At 67.8% G+C, this 15,243-nt stretch carries 13 protein-coding genes; 10 read left to right on the plus strand and 3 right to left on the minus strand.

Annotated features, from left to right (window positions below; all coding sequences use genetic code 11):
* Window positions 1-117: 117 nt before the first annotated feature.
* The 7 genes from AC5ZH6_RS07090 to AC5ZH6_RS07120 all read left to right on the plus strand — a co-directional run bounded on the left by AC5ZH6_RS07090 (window position 118) and on the right by AC5ZH6_RS07120 (window position 7,251).
* Window positions 118-984, plus strand: coding sequence for a universal stress protein (locus AC5ZH6_RS07090; protein WP_026920292.1), 867 nt, complete (start codon window positions 118-120; stop codon window positions 982-984).
* Window positions 985-1,048: 64 nt separating this feature from the next.
* Entirely contained in the window at window positions 1,049-1,495 is a 447-nt protein-coding gene (soxR, locus tag AC5ZH6_RS07095; protein ID WP_211542168.1) for a redox-sensitive transcriptional activator SoxR, read from the plus strand.
* Between the two features lie 43 nt (window positions 1,496-1,538).
* Window positions 1,539-2,579, plus strand: a complete 1,041-nt coding sequence (locus AC5ZH6_RS07100; RefSeq protein ID WP_014359263.1) for a patatin-like phospholipase family protein — start codon at window positions 1,539-1,541, stop codon at window positions 2,577-2,579.
* Window positions 2,580-2,589: 10 nt separating this feature from the next.
* A complete protein-coding gene (locus AC5ZH6_RS07105; RefSeq protein WP_006369571.1) occupies window positions 2,590-3,813 on the plus strand; it encodes an MFS transporter in 1,224 nt (407 codons plus the stop codon).
* Between the two features lie 11 nt (window positions 3,814-3,824).
* Window positions 3,825-5,090, plus strand: a complete 1,266-nt coding sequence (locus AC5ZH6_RS07110; protein ID WP_211542164.1) for an arginine deiminase — start codon at window positions 3,825-3,827, stop codon at window positions 5,088-5,090.
* A gap of 6 nt (window positions 5,091-5,096) precedes the next feature.
* Complete coding sequence (locus AC5ZH6_RS07115; RefSeq protein ID WP_006369569.1) at window positions 5,097-5,492, plus strand: GntR family transcriptional regulator; 396 nt, start codon at window positions 5,097-5,099, stop codon at window positions 5,490-5,492.
* A gap of 73 nt (window positions 5,493-5,565) precedes the next feature.
* Window positions 5,566-7,251, plus strand: coding sequence for a BCCT family transporter (locus AC5ZH6_RS07120; RefSeq protein ID WP_211542162.1), 1,686 nt, complete (start codon window positions 5,566-5,568; stop codon window positions 7,249-7,251).
* 46 nt (window positions 7,252-7,297) lie between these two features.
* Here the strand turns inward: AC5ZH6_RS07120 and AC5ZH6_RS07125 are convergent, their stop codons facing one another.
* The gene (locus AC5ZH6_RS07125) at window positions 7,298-8,842 is read right to left on the minus strand and encodes a dolichyl-phosphate-mannose--protein mannosyltransferase (RefSeq protein ID WP_231387059.1); all 1,545 of its coding nucleotides are present in this window, start codon (window positions 8,840-8,842) and stop codon (window positions 7,298-7,300) included.
* 109 nt (window positions 8,843-8,951) lie between these two features.
* On the opposite strand from AC5ZH6_RS07125, the gene rsmI reads away from it, so the two are divergent.
* A complete protein-coding gene (rsmI, locus tag AC5ZH6_RS07130; RefSeq protein ID WP_211542160.1) occupies window positions 8,952-9,803 on the plus strand; it encodes a 16S rRNA (cytidine(1402)-2'-O)-methyltransferase in 852 nt (283 codons plus the stop codon).
* A 16-nt stretch (window positions 9,804-9,819) separates the two neighbouring features.
* Here the strand turns inward: rsmI and AC5ZH6_RS07135 are convergent, their stop codons facing one another.
* On the minus strand, window positions 9,820-11,019 hold the full coding sequence (locus AC5ZH6_RS07135) for an aminodeoxychorismate synthase component I (RefSeq protein WP_211542158.1): 1,200 nt from the start codon (window positions 11,017-11,019) through the stop codon (window positions 9,820-9,822).
* 10 nt (window positions 11,020-11,029) lie between these two features.
* Window positions 11,030-12,634, minus strand: a complete 1,605-nt coding sequence (gene metG / locus AC5ZH6_RS07140; RefSeq protein WP_496168785.1) for a methionine--tRNA ligase — start codon at window positions 12,632-12,634, stop codon at window positions 11,030-11,032.
* Between the two features lie 290 nt (window positions 12,635-12,924).
* Between metG and AC5ZH6_RS07145 the strand changes: the two genes are divergently transcribed.
* Both AC5ZH6_RS07145 and AC5ZH6_RS07150 read left to right on the plus strand, forming a co-directional pair.
* Entirely contained in the window at window positions 12,925-14,040 is a 1,116-nt protein-coding gene (locus tag AC5ZH6_RS07145; RefSeq protein WP_020172054.1) for an alpha/beta hydrolase, read from the plus strand.
* 57 nt (window positions 14,041-14,097) lie between these two features.
* Window positions 14,098-15,213 carry an alpha/beta hydrolase gene (locus AC5ZH6_RS07150; RefSeq protein ID WP_014359268.1) on the plus strand — a complete coding sequence of 372 codons (1,116 nt, stop codon included), beginning with the start codon at window positions 14,098-14,100 and terminating at the stop codon, window positions 15,211-15,213.
* Window positions 15,214-15,243: the final 30 nt, after the last annotated feature.

Consider the following 15,243-nt stretch of genomic DNA (forward strand, 5'->3'; position numbering starts at 1 on the left):
GGCCGAAACCCGCAATGGTCAGGACTTTCTTCTCATTACCGGTGAGTTCGGACGTGGCAGGATGAACAGTGGAAGGTATGTCCACAGATGTTCGCCACAAAGGGAGATGACAAGACAATGAGCGCAATCCTCGTCGGCGTCGACGGGTCGGAAGCGTCGACCGATGCAGTCAAGTGGGCCGCGGCCGCCGCTCACCTCGAAGGGCATGAGCTCAAGCTGGTCGGCGTCTACGACGCGAGCACGAGCGACTACGCGCCCGGCCTGATCATTCCGCAAGACGTCATCGACGCGATCCGTCAGGACGCCACCGACGCCGTGCACGCCGCCGCGGACGTGGCGAAGGCCATCGCCCCGGACCTGACGATCCACGCTTCGATCGTCGACGGCGACGCCGCACGCGTGCTGCTCGAACTCGGCAAGGACGAGGCCGCGATCGTGCTCGGTACCCGTGGGCTCGGCAGCATCAAGGGACTGTTCCTGGGATCGGTGAGCACCACCGTGGCCGCCCACTCGCGTGGGCGCGTGGTGGTGGTGTGCGGGCCGTCGGAGCCGAGTGCACCGGTCGTCGTCGGCATCGACGACACGCCCGTCAGCGACAGCGCCATCAAGGAGGCCTTCCGCCAGGCGTCGTTGCGCACCACCAAGCTCATCGCGGTGCACACCTGGACCCCGCTCGACGCCGACGCCCTGCACGGCTACGGCATCGACCCCGACGAGGTCGAGCGGATGTCGCAGGACGCCGTCGCCGCCCTCGCCGAGCGTCTGGCCGGATACAGCCAGGAGTTCCCCGACGTCGAGGTGGTGCGCGAGGTGCTGCCGGAAGAACCGGGCAAGGCCGTGTTGTCGGCGGCCGAGAAGTACAACGCCGGTCTCGTCGTCGTCGGCAGCCGTGGCCGTGGCGGCTTCAAGGGTCTGCTCCTCGGTTCGACCAGCCAGAAGATCCTGCACCAGGCGCATCTGCCGGTGATGGTCGTCCGCAGCTGAACCGAGCAATCTCCGGCACGGGTTGCGGTGGCGATGGCCGCCCGGTGGGGCATCATCGGTTCCCATGGGCCTGAAGAAGATCGAGCTCTCCGTCGGGGAACTCGCCCTGCGAGCCGGGATCGCCACGTCCGCGGTGCGGTACTACGAGGAGCAAGGTCTCATCTTCTCCCGCCGCACCGCGGGCAACCAGCGTCGCTATCACCGCGCGATGCTGCGCCGGGTGGCCTTCATCAAGGCCTCCCAGACCGCCGGGATCCCGCTCGCGGTGATCGCCGAGGTACTCGGCGAACTCGGTGACGCCGAATCACCGTCGACGGCCATGTGGGAAGCGGCGTCGAAACGCTGGATCGACGACCTCGATCACCGCATCGCACTGCTGGAGAAGATGCGCGACATGATCGGCTCCTGCGTCGGGTGCGGATGTCTGTCGTTGAGTGCGTGTCGCCTGCTCAATCCCGGGGACGAACTGCACCGGCAGGGCCCCGGGCCGCGTCGGTTGCTGGAGGAATGAGACCACTCCCCGGCGGATGCACGAGGCGCCCTAAGCTGGACCCATGGCCGGAGGTTCACGGGTGGCCCTCGCCCTGGGCAGTGGAGGTGCGCGCGGGTACGCCCATATCGGGGTGATCGCCGAACTCGAGGCCCGCGGCTTCTCCCTCGTCAGCATCGCCGGCTCGTCGATGGGCGCCCTCGTCGGCGGATTGCATTGTGCCGGTGGACTCGCCGAGTACGTCGAGTGGATCAGCGGCCTCAACCAACTCGACGTCATGCGACTGCTCGATGTGTCGCTGACCAAACCGGGCGGGGTCATCGGCGCCGAACGCATCGTCGCGCGCGTGCAGGACATCCTCGGCGACGTAGCGATCGAGGACCTGCCCATCCCGTTCACCGCCGTGGCCACCGACCTCGGTGCCGGCCGGTCGGTGTGGTTTCAGCGCGGGCGACTCGTCGACGCGATCCGCGCGTCGATCGCGATCCCCGGAGTCATCGCACCCCACCTGCTCGACGGTCGGCTGCTCGCCGACGGCGGCATCCTCGACCCGCTGCCGGTGGCGCCGACCTCCGCGGTCGCCAGCGACGTCACCATCGGCGTGGTCCTCGACGGAGAGGGTGGCTCCGCGGCGCGCGCGGCCCGGGAGACCAAGGCCAAGGGCGTCATCCGACGCAACGTCGACCCTATCCTGTCGAGCGAATTCGTGCGCTCGGTCCGCGACCGCATCGGTCTCGACCCGCACGCCGACGCCCCGGATTCCGCCGACACCGTCCCCTCCGGGACCGAGGACATCGGGCCGGCGGGCGAGGACCCGGGCGGTGAACCCAAGACCGGTGAACCCAAGACCGGAGAGCCCAAGACGGGTGAGCCCAAGACCGGGGAGCCCAAGACCATGGGCCGCATCGAGGTGCTCAGCCGGTCCCTCGACATCATGTCGATCGCCCTGACCCGACATCAGATCGCCGGGTATCCACCCGACATCCTCATCGAGATCCCGCGGAAGTCGGTGCGCACGCTGGACTTTCACAAGGCCTCGGAGATGATCGAACTCGGCCGATCGAAGACCGCCGACGCCCTCGACCGGCTTCCCGAACTCCCATGAGCGACCGCGGATGAAACAGATCCCCCGCGGAATCTGGGTGTTGCTGAGCGCCAATGTGGTCATCGCGCTCGGCTTCGGCCTGATCGCCCCGGCGCTACCGAGTTTCGCGCGTAGCTTCGACGTCGGCTACACCGCGGTGTCGGCGGTGGTGTCGGCGTTCGCGGTGATGCGTCTGCTGTTCGCCCCGACCACCGGACGGCTGGTCACACTGCTCGGCGAACGCCGAATCTATTTGTCCGGCCTGCTGATCGTCGCCGCGAGTACCTTCGCGTGCGCCTTCGCCCAGAGTTACGTGCAACTGCTGATCTTCCGGGGGCTCGGCGGTATCGGATCGACGATGTTCACCGTGTCGGCGATGGCGCTTCTGATCCGGTTGTCGCCCAACGACATCCGCGGCCGCGTGGCCGGGTTCTTCTCCGCGGGTTTCTTGATCGGCAACATCACCGGTCCGCTGGTGGGTGCGGCACTGGTCGGGTTCGGGTTGCGGATGCCGTTCGTCGTGTACGCAGTCGCGTTGGTGATCGCGTCGCTGGTGGTGGCCACCCAGCTCCGCGACAGTGGTGCCCCGCCCACCGAGACCGGCGCCGCCCACGGGGTGATGACGCTGCGGACGGCGCTGCGCGACAGCGCCTATCGGGCGATCCTGGCGTCCAACTTCACCCAGGGCTGGGCGTCGATGGGTGTTCGGGTGGCGGTGGTGCCGCTGTTCATCACCGATGGTCTGGGTCAGGAGCCCGCGATGGCCGGTGTGGTGCTCGCGGTGTACGCCGTCGGCAATGTCGCCGCGATCCTGGCGGCCGGCCGCTTCTCCGACCGCTACGGTCGCCGCAAGGTGATGCTGCCCGGGCTGCTCATCATGGCGGTCTCGACCGCGGTGCTCGGCTTCTCACCGAATATTTGGGTGGCCTTGGGGCTCTCGGTGCTCGCCGGCGTCGGCTCCGGGTTGTTCGCGCCGACCCATCAGGCCGCGCTGGCCGACGTGCTCGGTGCCCGTAAACAGGGTGGATCGGCGCTGGCCGCCTACGGCATGTCGTCGGATCTCGGTGCCATCGGCGGGCCGGTGATCGTCGGATACGTCGCCGACAGAGTCGGATTCGGGCCGGCCTTCGTCTTCACCGCCGCCGTCGCGGCGTTCGCCTTCGTGATGTGGCTCTTCGCCCGGGAAACCGCCCCGGAGGTGCTCGGCGCACCGGCCAAGCTCACCGACCCGGAGACACCGGCCACTCCCGACTAACGTATGAGGGCATGGCGAGGACCCCCGAATCCCCCGCGCCCCCCGACGCCTCTGTCGCGGCCGGCCCGTCCGTCCTGGGATGCACGACCGAGGTGGGCCGACTGCGTGCGGTGATCATGCATCGCCCCGGCCCGGAGCTGGCGCGGCTGACCACCGCGAACGACGCCGACTACCTCTTCGCCCGGGTTCCCGACCTCACACGCGCCCGCGACGAGCACGACGCCTTCGCCGGCGCGCTGCGCGACCGCGGCGTCGAGGTGCTGTTACTCGGCGATCTGCTCACCGAGGCGATCGAACACAGTGGGGCCGCACGCATCCAGGGCATCTCGGCGGCCGTCGGGGTGCGCAGGCTCGGCCCGCACCTCGTCGACGAGCTCAGCCGCCATCTGCGCGCGCTGCCGGCCGCCGATCTCGCCCGCGTCCTCACCGGCGGGATCACCTTCGGCGAACTGCCCGACATCAACGTATCGACGTCGTCGTCGCTGGTGCGGCAGATGCATCACGACGACGAGTTCGCGATCGAACCGCTGCCCAATCTGCTCTACAGCCGCGACAGCTCGTTCTGGGTGGGTTCGCGGTTCGCGATCTCGTCGCTGGCGCGTCGGGCGCGGGCCCGCGAGGCGTCGCTCGTCGACCTGATCTACGCCCACCACCCGCGGTTCCTGGGGGCGCGTCGCGCCTACGAGTCCCGGGTGGCACCGGTCGAGGGCGGCGACGTCCTGCTGCTCGCCCCGGGTGTCGTGGCGGTCGGGGTGGGGGAGCGCACCACCCCGGCCGGCGCGGAGGCACTGGCCCAGAGCCTGTTCGCCGATGCGCTCGCCCACACCGTCCTCGCGATCCCGATCGAGCGGACCGGGGTATTCATGCACCTGGGAACGATGTGCACCATGGTCGACGCCGAGAAGTTCCTGGTGCACCCGGTGATGGCAGAAGGCATGTCCGCCTTTGCCGTTCGCGACGACGGCACTGGCGGGGTGAGCGTGTCGCAGGCGCGTCCGTTCGCCGACGCCGCGGCCGAGGCGATGGGCCGGGACCGCATCACGCTGGTCGAACCCGACCTCGCCACCGGGGTGGCCGATCCCGGTCAGTGGAACGACAGCAGCAACACCCTCGCCGTCGAGCCCGGCTTCGTCGTGTCCTACCGCCACAACTCCGACACCAACCGACGGCTGCGGGAGTCGGGCATCGAGGTCATCGAGATCGACGGTTCCGAACTCGACGCGGGGCGTGGTGGCCCGCGCTGCATGGCCTGCCCGCTCGCACGTGACGAGATCTGAGGCCCCGTGACCACCGACCCCAACGTGCCCATCCACCTCGCCGGGCTGCTGCGCATCGATCCCACCGCCGCGCGCCCGCCCTACGAACAGATCCGGTTGGGCGTGATCGAGCTCATCGGGTCGGGAAAGATCTTGGTGGGGGCGCGGATTCCGACGGTCCGGGCACTGGCATCGGATCTGCGCCTCGCGCCCAACACCGTTGCCCGCAGCTACCGCGAACTCGAGGCGGGCGGCATCATCGAGACCCGCGGACGTCACGGATCGTTCATCAAGGCCGGCCCCGACGCCCGGCTCGCGGCCGCCCAGAACACCACCGTCGAGCATGTGAAAAGCCTGCGTGAGCTGGGGTTCGACGACGCGGCGATCCTCGACATGCTGCGGCGCGCTCTCGGCTGGAGTTGAAGTTCGCCAAGATTGTTGCTTGTGTGAATTGGTGCAAAAAGCCCAAAAACCCGCAACCGGAACGCGAGTCTCGTTGGATCCGACGGTGTTCGGGGTCACTGCCGCGATCGTCATCGGTTTCGTCGCCTGGGGGCTGATCGGCCCCGACAGCCTCAACACGGTCAGCGACACCGTCCTCGGATGGATCACCACCAATCTCGGCTGGCTGTTCGTGTTGGCGGCCACCGGATTCGTGATCTTCGCGGTCTATCTCGCGGTCAGCAAGTACGGTCGCATCCCGCTCGGTGCCGACGACGAGAAGCCCGAATACCGCACGGTCAGCTGGATCGCGATGATGTTCAGCGCCGGCATGGGCATCGGCCTGATGTTCTTCGGCTCCTACGAGCCGCTGTTCCACTTCGTCGACGCGCCACCGGAGATGACCGCCGCCGACGTGCGCACCGCCATGGCAACGACCATGTTCCACTGGGGTTTTCACCCTTGGGCGATGTACGCGGTGGTCGGGCTGGCGATCGCCTACGGCACCTACCGATGTGGGCGTACCCAGTTGATCAGCTCGGTGTTCGCCCCGCTGCTGGGGTCGCGGACCAACGGTCCGATCGGCAAGATCATCGACATCCTCGCGATCTTCGCGACCCTGTTCGGGACCGTCGCCTCGCTGGGACTCGGTGCGCTGCAAATCGGTTCGGGGATCAGCAAGGTCGGCTGGCTCGACAATCCGGGCACCATGCTGTTGGTGGCGATCGTCGCGATCCTCACCGCGTGCTTCGTGGCGTCGGCGGTGTCGGGGATCGCCAAGGGTATCCAGTGGCTGTCCAACATCAACATGGTGTTGGCGCTGATCCTCGCGGTCTTCGTCTTCGTGGTCGGCCCCACCGTCTTCATCCTCGATCTGCTGCCGACCACCCTCGGCGCCTATCTCAACGATCTGCCGTTCTTCTCGGCGCGCTCGGGCGCCACCGTCGACGCCGACGGTCAGCAGTGGCTGGCCGACTGGACGATCTTCTACTGGGCGTGGTGGGTGTCGTGGACCCCGTTCGTCGGGATGTTCCTGGCCAAGATCTCCAAGGGCCGGACGATCCGTGAATTCGTCATCGGCGTCATGGTGGTGCCGGTGGTGGTGTCGTTGCTGTGGTTCTGCATTTTCGGCGGCACCGCGATCCGGGAGAACATGGACGGCGTGCTGCCGTTCGACCCCGCCACCGCCGCCAGCGAGGACACTCTGTTCGATGTGCTGGCCAACCTGCCGTGGACGGGTATCGCCTCAGCGCTGGTGATGATCCTCGTCGCGATCTTCTTCGTGTCCGGCGCCGACTCGGCGTCACTGGTGATGGGTACGCTCTCCGAGCGCGGCACCCACGAGCCACGCCGGGTGACGACCGTGTTCTGGGGTGTGCTGACCGGTGCCGTCGCCGCGTTGCTGCTTGCGATGGGCGGAGACGACCCCGACCACGAAGCCCTCAACGGCATCAAGCAGATGGCGATCATCGCCGCGCTGCCGTTCGTCCTGGTGATGATCGGCATGTGCGTCTCGCTGTACATGGATCTGCGGCGTGACCCGCTGATCGTGTCGCGTCAGATCCTCGCCGGACAGGTCGACGACCACATCCGCAAACAGGCCGAGGTGATCAGCACCGGTGAGATGCCGGTCGCCGGCACCACGCCGATCGTGGCGAGCCCGGACGGGCAGGTTCCGGGCGGTCGCGTTTCGGACGGGCAGGTTTCGGACGGGGCGGGCGCGACACCGCGCACCGAGTAGCCCGGCAACAACCGTCGACCGTGCGCTTGATCGCGTCGATCGGGTATCAGCCCCAGCTGGGCAACCAGATCTCCTGCCGCCACATCGTCGGCGAGATGGGGGAGGCGGTCAGGATCGGCCACAGCCAGACGAAGTTGGCGACGACGAGCCCCACATAGAGGGCGACGACGATGACCGCGAGCGCCTGCCTCTCCGGTCGGGTGCCCGGCACGGCGCGTCGCGATCCGCGCAGGATGTCCCCGCAGGCCAATGCCAATCCCATCACCAGGAACGGCGCGAGCACGGTCGCGTAGAAGAAGTACATCTGACGGTCGAGTTCGATGAACCACGGCAGGTAGCCGGCGGCGTAGGCGGTGACGACCGCGGCGTAGCGCCAGTCGCGTCGCACGAACCACGACCACATGCCCCAGAGCAGCATCGGCACCGACAACCACCACATCGCCGGTGAGCCGATGAGCATCTGCGCGCGGACACATTCGCCGCCGCCGCATTGGTCGGGTCCGTTCTCCAGGGCATAGAGCATGGGCCGCAGGCTCATCGGCCACGTCCACGGCTTGGATTCCCACGGGTGGTGGTTGCCCGCCGAGTTGGTGAGATGCTCGTGGAAGCTCAGTACACCGGCCTCGTAGTACCAGAGTGAGCGCCACGCGCCGGGCAACCACGACCATGTGCCACCGGTGCCGATGGTGTTGCCGACCTGATAGCGGTACACCGACGTCTCACTGGAGAACCACGGGATGAACGTCGCCAGGTAGATGGCGATCGGCATCACGGCAAGGCTCATGCCCGCCGGGAAGACGTCGCGACGCAACGTGCCCAGCCAGGGGCGCTGCACGTGATAGGCCTTGCGGGCGGCGACGTCGAAGCCCACCGAGAGCAGCCCGAAGAAGATGATGTAGTAGATCCCCGACCATTTGGTACCGCAGGTCAGCCCGAGCATGACGCCCGCGGTGAAGCGATACCAGCGAAAGCCCAGGCGCGGCCCGAACACCGAATCGTGGATGCGGCCTTCCAGATACACCTTGTGCATGCGTGCCCGCACCTGGTCGCGGTCGGCGATCAGCGCGGTGAAGGTCGCCACGACGAACAGTGCCTGGAAGATGTCGAGCATGCCCAGCCGTGACTGGACGACGAGCACGCCGTCGCAGATCGCGAAGATCCCGGCGATCGCGCCGATCAGGGTGGATCGGGTCATGCGTCGTACGACGAGGTAGATCATCACCACGATCGCGATGCCCGACAGCGCCGAGATCACCCGCCACCCGAGCGGGGTGTAACCGAACATGGCCTCGCCGGCGGCGAGTAGCCATTTGCCGACCGGTGGATGCACGACCAGCCCGTAGGCCGGGTTGTCCTCGATCCAATTGCCGCCGGTGAGGACCTGCCAGCCCTGCGGGACGTAGTGCTTCTCGTCGAAGATCGGGGTGCCGTCGTCGGTCGGCGTGTTCAGCGACCAGAAGCGTGTGATCGTCGCGAGCAACGTGATGACCAGGCCGACGATCAGTCCGCGAACGCGATCGGGAGCGCCGAACAGAGGGTTCGGGATCTCCGGGCCGGGCCGTGGCGCGGTCGGGTGCGCCGACGCCGTGATCTCGGCGCTGAGGTGTCGGTCGCGCTGGGCGACGTCGCCGGCGGTGAGGGTCACTCGTCCGATCGTAATGGTCGCCGGACGGCGACCGGCCAGGCCGTAGGCTTGCGGGATGACTTCGCCGTCGCCGACGGGTGCACTGGTGCTCGCGGCCACCCCGATGGGCCGATACGACGACGCGTCACCTCGCCTGGTCGAGGCCCTGCGCACCGCCGACATCGTCGCCGCCGAGGACACCCGCCGCGCCCGCGCCCTGGCCGCCGGGCTGGAGGTGACCATCGCCGGTGAACTCATCAGCTACTACGACCAGGTCGAGGCCGCCCGCACACCGCGCCTCGTGGAGGCCATCGCCGCCGGCGCCACGGTGCTGCTGATCACCGACGCCGGCATGCCGTCGGTCAGCGACCCCGGCTATCGCATCGTCGTGGCCTGCGCCGACGCCGGACTGCGGGTGACCGCACTGCCCGGGCCGTCGGCGGTCACCACCGCGCTGGCGGTGTCGGGGATGCCGTCGGAACGGTTCTGCTTCGAGGGGTTCGCACCCCGCAAGTCCGGGGCGCGCCGCGACTGGCTGGGCGTGCTGCGCGACGAATCACGCAGCGCCGTGTTCTTCGAATCGCCGCACCGACTCGCCGACTGTCTCGCCGACGCCGTCGAGGTCCTCGGCCCGGAGCGTCGGGCGGCGGTGTGCCGTGAGCTGACCAAGACCTACGAGGAAGTGCGGCGCGGAACGCTCGCCGAACTGGCCGCGTGGGCCGCCGACGGGGTCAGAGGCGAGATCACCGTGGTGCTCGCCGGTGCCGTTGCCGGCGAACCCGACCTCGACGAACTCGTCACCCGTGCAACGGCACTCGCCGACGACGGGATGCGTTTGAAAGACGCGTGCGCGCAGGTCGTCAAGGGCACCAACGCCTCTCGACGCGATGTGTACGAGGCGGTGCTGGCGGCACGATCGGCGGACTGACCGGCGACTTGTGGCGTCAGGCCTGTGCGGAGATGATGCTGGCCGCCTTGTCGAGGCACTCCTGCCATTCACGTTCGGGATCGGAGTCGATGGTGATGCCGCCGCCGACGCCGAGCTCCAGCCCGCCGCCGGGAGAGATCTCGACGGTGCGGATGGCGACGTTGAGATCCAGGAGCGCGTCGGGTCCGGCGAGACCGACTGCTCCGCAATACACTCCGCGCGGCGACGATTCCCATTCCGCGAGCAGCTCGCGCGCCCGTAGTTTCGGGGTGCCGGTGACCGAGGCCGGTGGCCAGGTGGCGTCGAGGAGTCGGGAATTGCCGACGTCGGGCGCCACGATCGCCTCCACCCGCGACACCAGGTGCCACACACCGGGTGCCGGGACGACGGTGAGAAGGTCGGCGACTCGCACCGATCCGGTGACCGCGACGCGCCCGAGGTCGTTGCGGACGAGGTCGACGATCATGATGTTCTCGGCGATGTCCTTCGTCGACGCCGACAACAGGCTCGGGTCGGCGTCGGCGGCGATGGTGCCCTTGATCGGCGACGACGAGACGATGTTGCCGGTCCGGCGCAGGAACGTCTCCGGCGAGAAACTCGCCACCGCACCCCACTCACCTTGCAGGAAGGCCGATTTGGCCGGACGGGTCGCGCCGGTGAGGTCGAGATAGAACTCCAAGGCCGACCCCTCGAGGTGGCCGGTGAAGCGGGTGCACACGCACGCCTGGTAGATGTCGCCGGCGCGGATCGCCTCCAGACACTTGTCGATGGCCTCGACGTGGTGCGCGTGATCCGGTGGCGTCCATCGTGCCGACCACCGCGACCCCGAACACATCAACTCCGAACGCGGCGGGTTTCCGCCGACCCGACCCAGCGCGGCGTCGTCCATCGCCCGGGTCACCCAGCCGGGCTGCGGTGAGCCATCCACCGACACGTGTCGCCACTGCCCGTCGCGCAGTACCAGTAGACGCTCGGTGAGTCCGCCCGCACACGACGGCAGCGTGGCCGCGGGTGCGTGTGAACCACCGAAACCGCAGTAGCCCAACCAGAATCGGTCGGTGCGGTCGGGTGGGCCCGACCCGGCGCGAATCTCGATCGACGGCGCGATCACCGCGTCGGCATCCCACCAGTCGCCGATGAGTGCCGCCGGACCGGGCACGCCCTCTTTCGCCGCGTGCCGCAACGACCGCAGAACGTCGAGCGCGGTGGCCGTCATGCCGGAACGATCACGCCTCGTAACGAGGGAAAACCGGTGCGGGCTTGGGCAGTTCGGTTCCCGGCACCAGTCGCTGCGCGACGGCCGCGAAGTCGCGGTGGTCGTCGACGCGCAGCAGATCGAGCAGTGTGCCGCAGGCCGTCGGCATGACCGGCTGGGCCAACAGGGACACCACACGCACAACCTCGGCGCACACGTAGAGCACGGTGCCGGTGCGCGCCAGATCGGTCTTGGCCAGTTTCCACGGTTCCTGTGCGGAGATGTAGCGGTTGGTCTCGGCCAGCGTCGTCCACAGCGTCTCGAGACCGAGATGAATCGCCTGGGCGTCGAAGTGCTCACGCATCTTCGGCAGCAATTCGTCTGTGGCCGTGAGCAATCGCCGATCGTCCTCGGTGAACTCGGCCGGAGCCGGCACCGCGCCGTCGAAGTACTTGCCGATCATCGACAGGGTGCGCTGGGCGAGGTTGCCGAACTCGTTGGCCAGGTCGGCGTTGATCCGCGAGACGATCGCCTCCGCCGAGTACGACCCGTCCTGCCCATAGGACACCTCGCGCAGAAAGAAGTACCGCACCGGATCGAGACCGAACTCGTCGATGAGGTTGTCCGGGTCGACGACGTTGCCGACGGACTTGCTCATCTTCTCGCCGCGGTTGAACAAGAAGCCGTGGGCGAACACACGTTTGGGCAGCGGCAGGCCTGCGCTCATCAGGAACGCCGGCCAGTACACGCAGTGGAAGCGGATGATGTCCTTGCCGATGATGTGCAGATCGGCCGGCCAATACCGTTCGTAGGTGGCCTCGTCGTCGGGAAAACCCGCGCCCGTCAGATAGTTGGTCAGCGCGTCGACCCACACGTACATGACGTGATCGGGATGCCCGGGCACCGGCACACCCCAGTCAAAGGTGGTGCGCGACACCGACAGATCGGTCAGCCCACCCTTGACGAAGCTCACCACCTCATTGCGCCGCACGTCGGGCCCGACGAACTCCGGGTGGCTCTCGTAGAGATCGAGCAACTTGTCCTGATACGCCGACAGCCGGAAGAAGAAGCTCTGCTCCTCGGTCCAGGTCAGGACGTGACGGGTGTCGGTGGCCACGCGCTGCCCGGCGTCGTCGACCTCGGTGTCGCCCTCGGCGTAGAACATCTCGTCGCGCACGTCGTACCAGCCGGAGTACGTGTCGAGGTAGATGTCGCCGGCGTCGACCATGCGCTGCCAGATCGCCGCCGACGCCCGTTTGTGATCCTCGTCGGAGGTCCGGATGAAACGGTGATAACTCGAACCGAGACGATCCTGCAGCTCCTGAAACCGGTCGGAGTTGCGGTTGGCGAGTTCTGCGGTCGGGATGCCCTCCTTCTCCGCGGTCTGCTGCATCTTCTGCCCGTGCACATCGGTGCCGGTGAGGAAGCGCACGTCGAAGCCGTCGAGCCGCTTGAACCGGGCCAACGCGTCGGCGGAGATGTACTCGTAGGCGTGCCCGATGTGCGGTGCGCCATTGGGGTAGGCGATCGCGGTGGTGAGGTAGTACGGGCGGCCCGCTCCGTGCGAGGCGGTCGCGTCCGTGGTCGGGGCGTCCGGCGAAGTCGGGGCGTCGGTGCTGGTCAGGTCACTGGGCATAGTGATGACAGGATACGGGGTCGCTCCCGGCCGCAGCCCACCCCGTCACGCTCTGGTCAGCGCGAACGTCGGCGAATCCCGCGGCTCCCGGTCGCCGCTGAGCGGTGTACGAATACAGCTTCCACCGCAGCGGGGTACCGACCCCGATTTTCGGCTGTTTTCACCCTATTCCGTGGAAGTTGTATTCGTACTCCGGCTCAGGCTCCGGGCTCCGGGACGTGGGCGTGCCGCCAAGGCCCCGCCGGTCGGATGACCGGGCCGATCCGGACATCACCCGATACCCTGGCCCCATGGTGATGGCTGATCGTCCCGGGGTCGCAACCGCATCGGCGCCGGTGACGGCGTTGACCATGGTCGGCTTGGCCGACAGCATGCTCAACGGCCTGGCCCGCGTGCCGTTCCGCCGGTTCTGGCAGGGGCCGGGCGGACTACTCGACAACGTGGGGCAGTCGGTCACGCGTCAGGCCGTGCGCTCGTTCATGGGCTACATCGTCGGCCTGCCCATCGAGGAATTCCGGTCGATGGAGAAGGTGCTCGACGAACTGTGCCGGACGGTCATCCCACCGTTCATCCACCTCACCGACGACGTCGAGGTCACCGACGACGAGATCAACGGGGTACCCGGGCTGTGGGTGCGATCACGGGCGAGTTCGGATGCCTTCGTCGACGACGACGCGCAGAAGAAGACCATCGACGGCACCATCCTCTACCTGCACGGCGGCGGATACATCGGGACCACCCCGATGATGTACTCGGCCTTCGCCGCATCCCTGTGCAGCGGCACCGGATGCGAGGTCTTCATCGCCGACTACCGGATGGCGCCGGAGTTCCCGTTCCCCGCCGGGGTGCACGACGCCGCCGATGTCTACCGCGGACTGCTCGAGCGTGGCGTCGACGCCGATCACCTCGTCATCGCCGGTGATTCGGGCGGCGGCGGGTTGGCGACCTCGCTGGTCACCTACCTGTCGGAGATCGGGGCGCCGCGCCCGGCGGCTCTGGCGCTGTTCTCCCCGGAGGTCGATCTCGATCTCGACCACCCGTCGATCACCGACAACGCCAAGACCGACATCCTGCCCTGGAACGTGCCCGTCACGCCCTATCTGCATGGCGTCTCACCCGATGACACGCGGGTGTCGATGACGAAAGCCGAACCGGACGCGCGGTGGTTCCCGCCGACCTTCGTGACGTGGGGTGCCGACGAGATGTTCCGTGATCCCATCCGCGAATTCGTGGAGACCCTGCGTGCGGCCGACATCGAGGTCATGTCGCTGGAAGAACGCGGCATGTTTCACGTCTTCCCGATCCTGATGCCGTGGGCGGAGAGTTCGCACGAGGTGTACCGCGAACTCGACGAGTTCGTCGACCGCCACGTCACCCCCGACCCGGCCGCCGTACCCACCCACTGACGAGCGCACCAGCCGACCGACAAGCGGCCTCGCGCACACGGCGCCTAGGCTGGCCGCATGGTGATGGCTGATCGTCCCGAGGTAGCGACCGCATCCGGACCCGTGAGCGCGCTGGCCGTGGTGGGTCTGGCCGAGAGCATGCTCAACGGACTCGCGCGGGTCCCGTTCCAGAAGCCGTGGAGCGGTCCCGGCGGCCTCCTGGACAACCTCGGACAGTCGGTGACCCGACAGACGATCCGCGCGTTCATGGGCTATTCGATGGGCCTGCCGATCGAGGAGTTCCGTTCGATGGAGAAATTCATCGACGACATCTGCAAGATCGTGCTCCCACCGGTCGTCGGTCTGGCCGGCAAGGTCGAGATCGTCGCCGACGAGATCGCCGGGATTCCGGGGATCTGGTGTCGCGCCAAGGATTCCACCGACTCCTACGTCGACGACGCCGAGCAGAAGAAGGCCATCGACGGCACCATGCTGTATCTGCACGGCGGCGGCTACATCGGCACCTCACCGATGATGTACGCCGCGTTCGCCGCCGCCCTCGTCCGCCTCACCGGGTTCGAGATCTTCATCGCCGACTACCGGATGGCGCCGGAATTCCCGTTCCCGGCCGGGGTACACGACGCCGCCGACGTCTACCGCGGGCTGCTCGAGCGAGGGGTCGGCCCCAAGCATCTGGTGGTTGCCGGAGACTCCGGCGGTGGTGGGCTCGCCACCTCGCTCGTGGCCTACCTCCGCGATCACGATCTCCCCAAACCGGCCGCGCTGGCCCTGTTCTCACCGGAGATCGACCTCGATCTCGACCACGATTCCATCGTCGAGAACGCGCCGTACGACATCCTGCCGTGGAGCATCCCCGTCGCGCCCTACCTGCGCGGGGTGCAGCCCAACGACGACCGGGTCTCCGCGGTCTACGGCCATCCCGACCCGCAGTGGTTCCCACCGACGTTCGTCTGCTGGGGTGAGGTCGAGATGTTCCGCGACGGCATCCGGCAATTCGTCGAGAACCTCGAGGCCGCCGGGGTGCCGGTGACCGGCAGGGAGGAGCGTGGCATGTTCCACGTCTTCCCGATCCTCATGCCGTGGGCGGAGTCGTCCAAGCGGGTGCTGCGTGAACTCGGCGAACTCGCCGACCGCTACGTCATCTCGGATCCGCAAGCGGCCCAGACGCACTGACGGTAACGCCAAGATCGGGGACCACCAGGG

The organism is Gordonia sp. YC-XJ4 (assembly GCF_059511865.1).

Bases quoted from the DNA above. Each gene is read 5' to 3' on its own strand.
- AC5ZH6_RS07090 (WP_026920292.1), top strand. From the start codon at position 118: ATGAGCGCAATCCTCGTCGGCGTCGACGGGTCGGAAGCGTCGACCGAT.
- soxR (WP_211542168.1), top strand. From the start codon at position 1,049: ATGGGCCTGAAGAAGATCGAGCTCTCCGTCGGGGAACTCGCCCTGCGA.
- AC5ZH6_RS07100 (WP_014359263.1), top strand. From the start codon at position 1,539: ATGGCCGGAGGTTCACGGGTGGCCCTCGCCCTGGGCAGTGGAGGTGCG.
- AC5ZH6_RS07105 (WP_006369571.1), top strand. From the start codon at position 2,590: ATGAAACAGATCCCCCGCGGAATCTGGGTGTTGCTGAGCGCCAATGTG.
- AC5ZH6_RS07110 (WP_211542164.1), top strand. From the start codon at position 3,825: ATGGCGAGGACCCCCGAATCCCCCGCGCCCCCCGACGCCTCTGTCGCG.
- rsmI (WP_211542160.1), top strand. From the start codon at position 8,952: ATGACTTCGCCGTCGCCGACGGGTGCACTGGTGCTCGCGGCCACCCCG.
- AC5ZH6_RS07135 (WP_211542158.1), bottom strand. From the start codon at position 11,019: ATGACGGCCACCGCGCTCGACGTTCTGCGGTCGTTGCGGCACGCGGCG.
- metG (WP_496168785.1), bottom strand. From the start codon at position 12,634: ATGCCCAGTGACCTGACCAGCACCGACGCCCCGACTTCGCCGGACGCC.
- AC5ZH6_RS07145 (WP_020172054.1), top strand. From the start codon at position 12,925: ATGGTGATGGCTGATCGTCCCGGGGTCGCAACCGCATCGGCGCCGGTG.
- AC5ZH6_RS07150 (WP_014359268.1), top strand. From the start codon at position 14,098: ATGGTGATGGCTGATCGTCCCGAGGTAGCGACCGCATCCGGACCCGTG.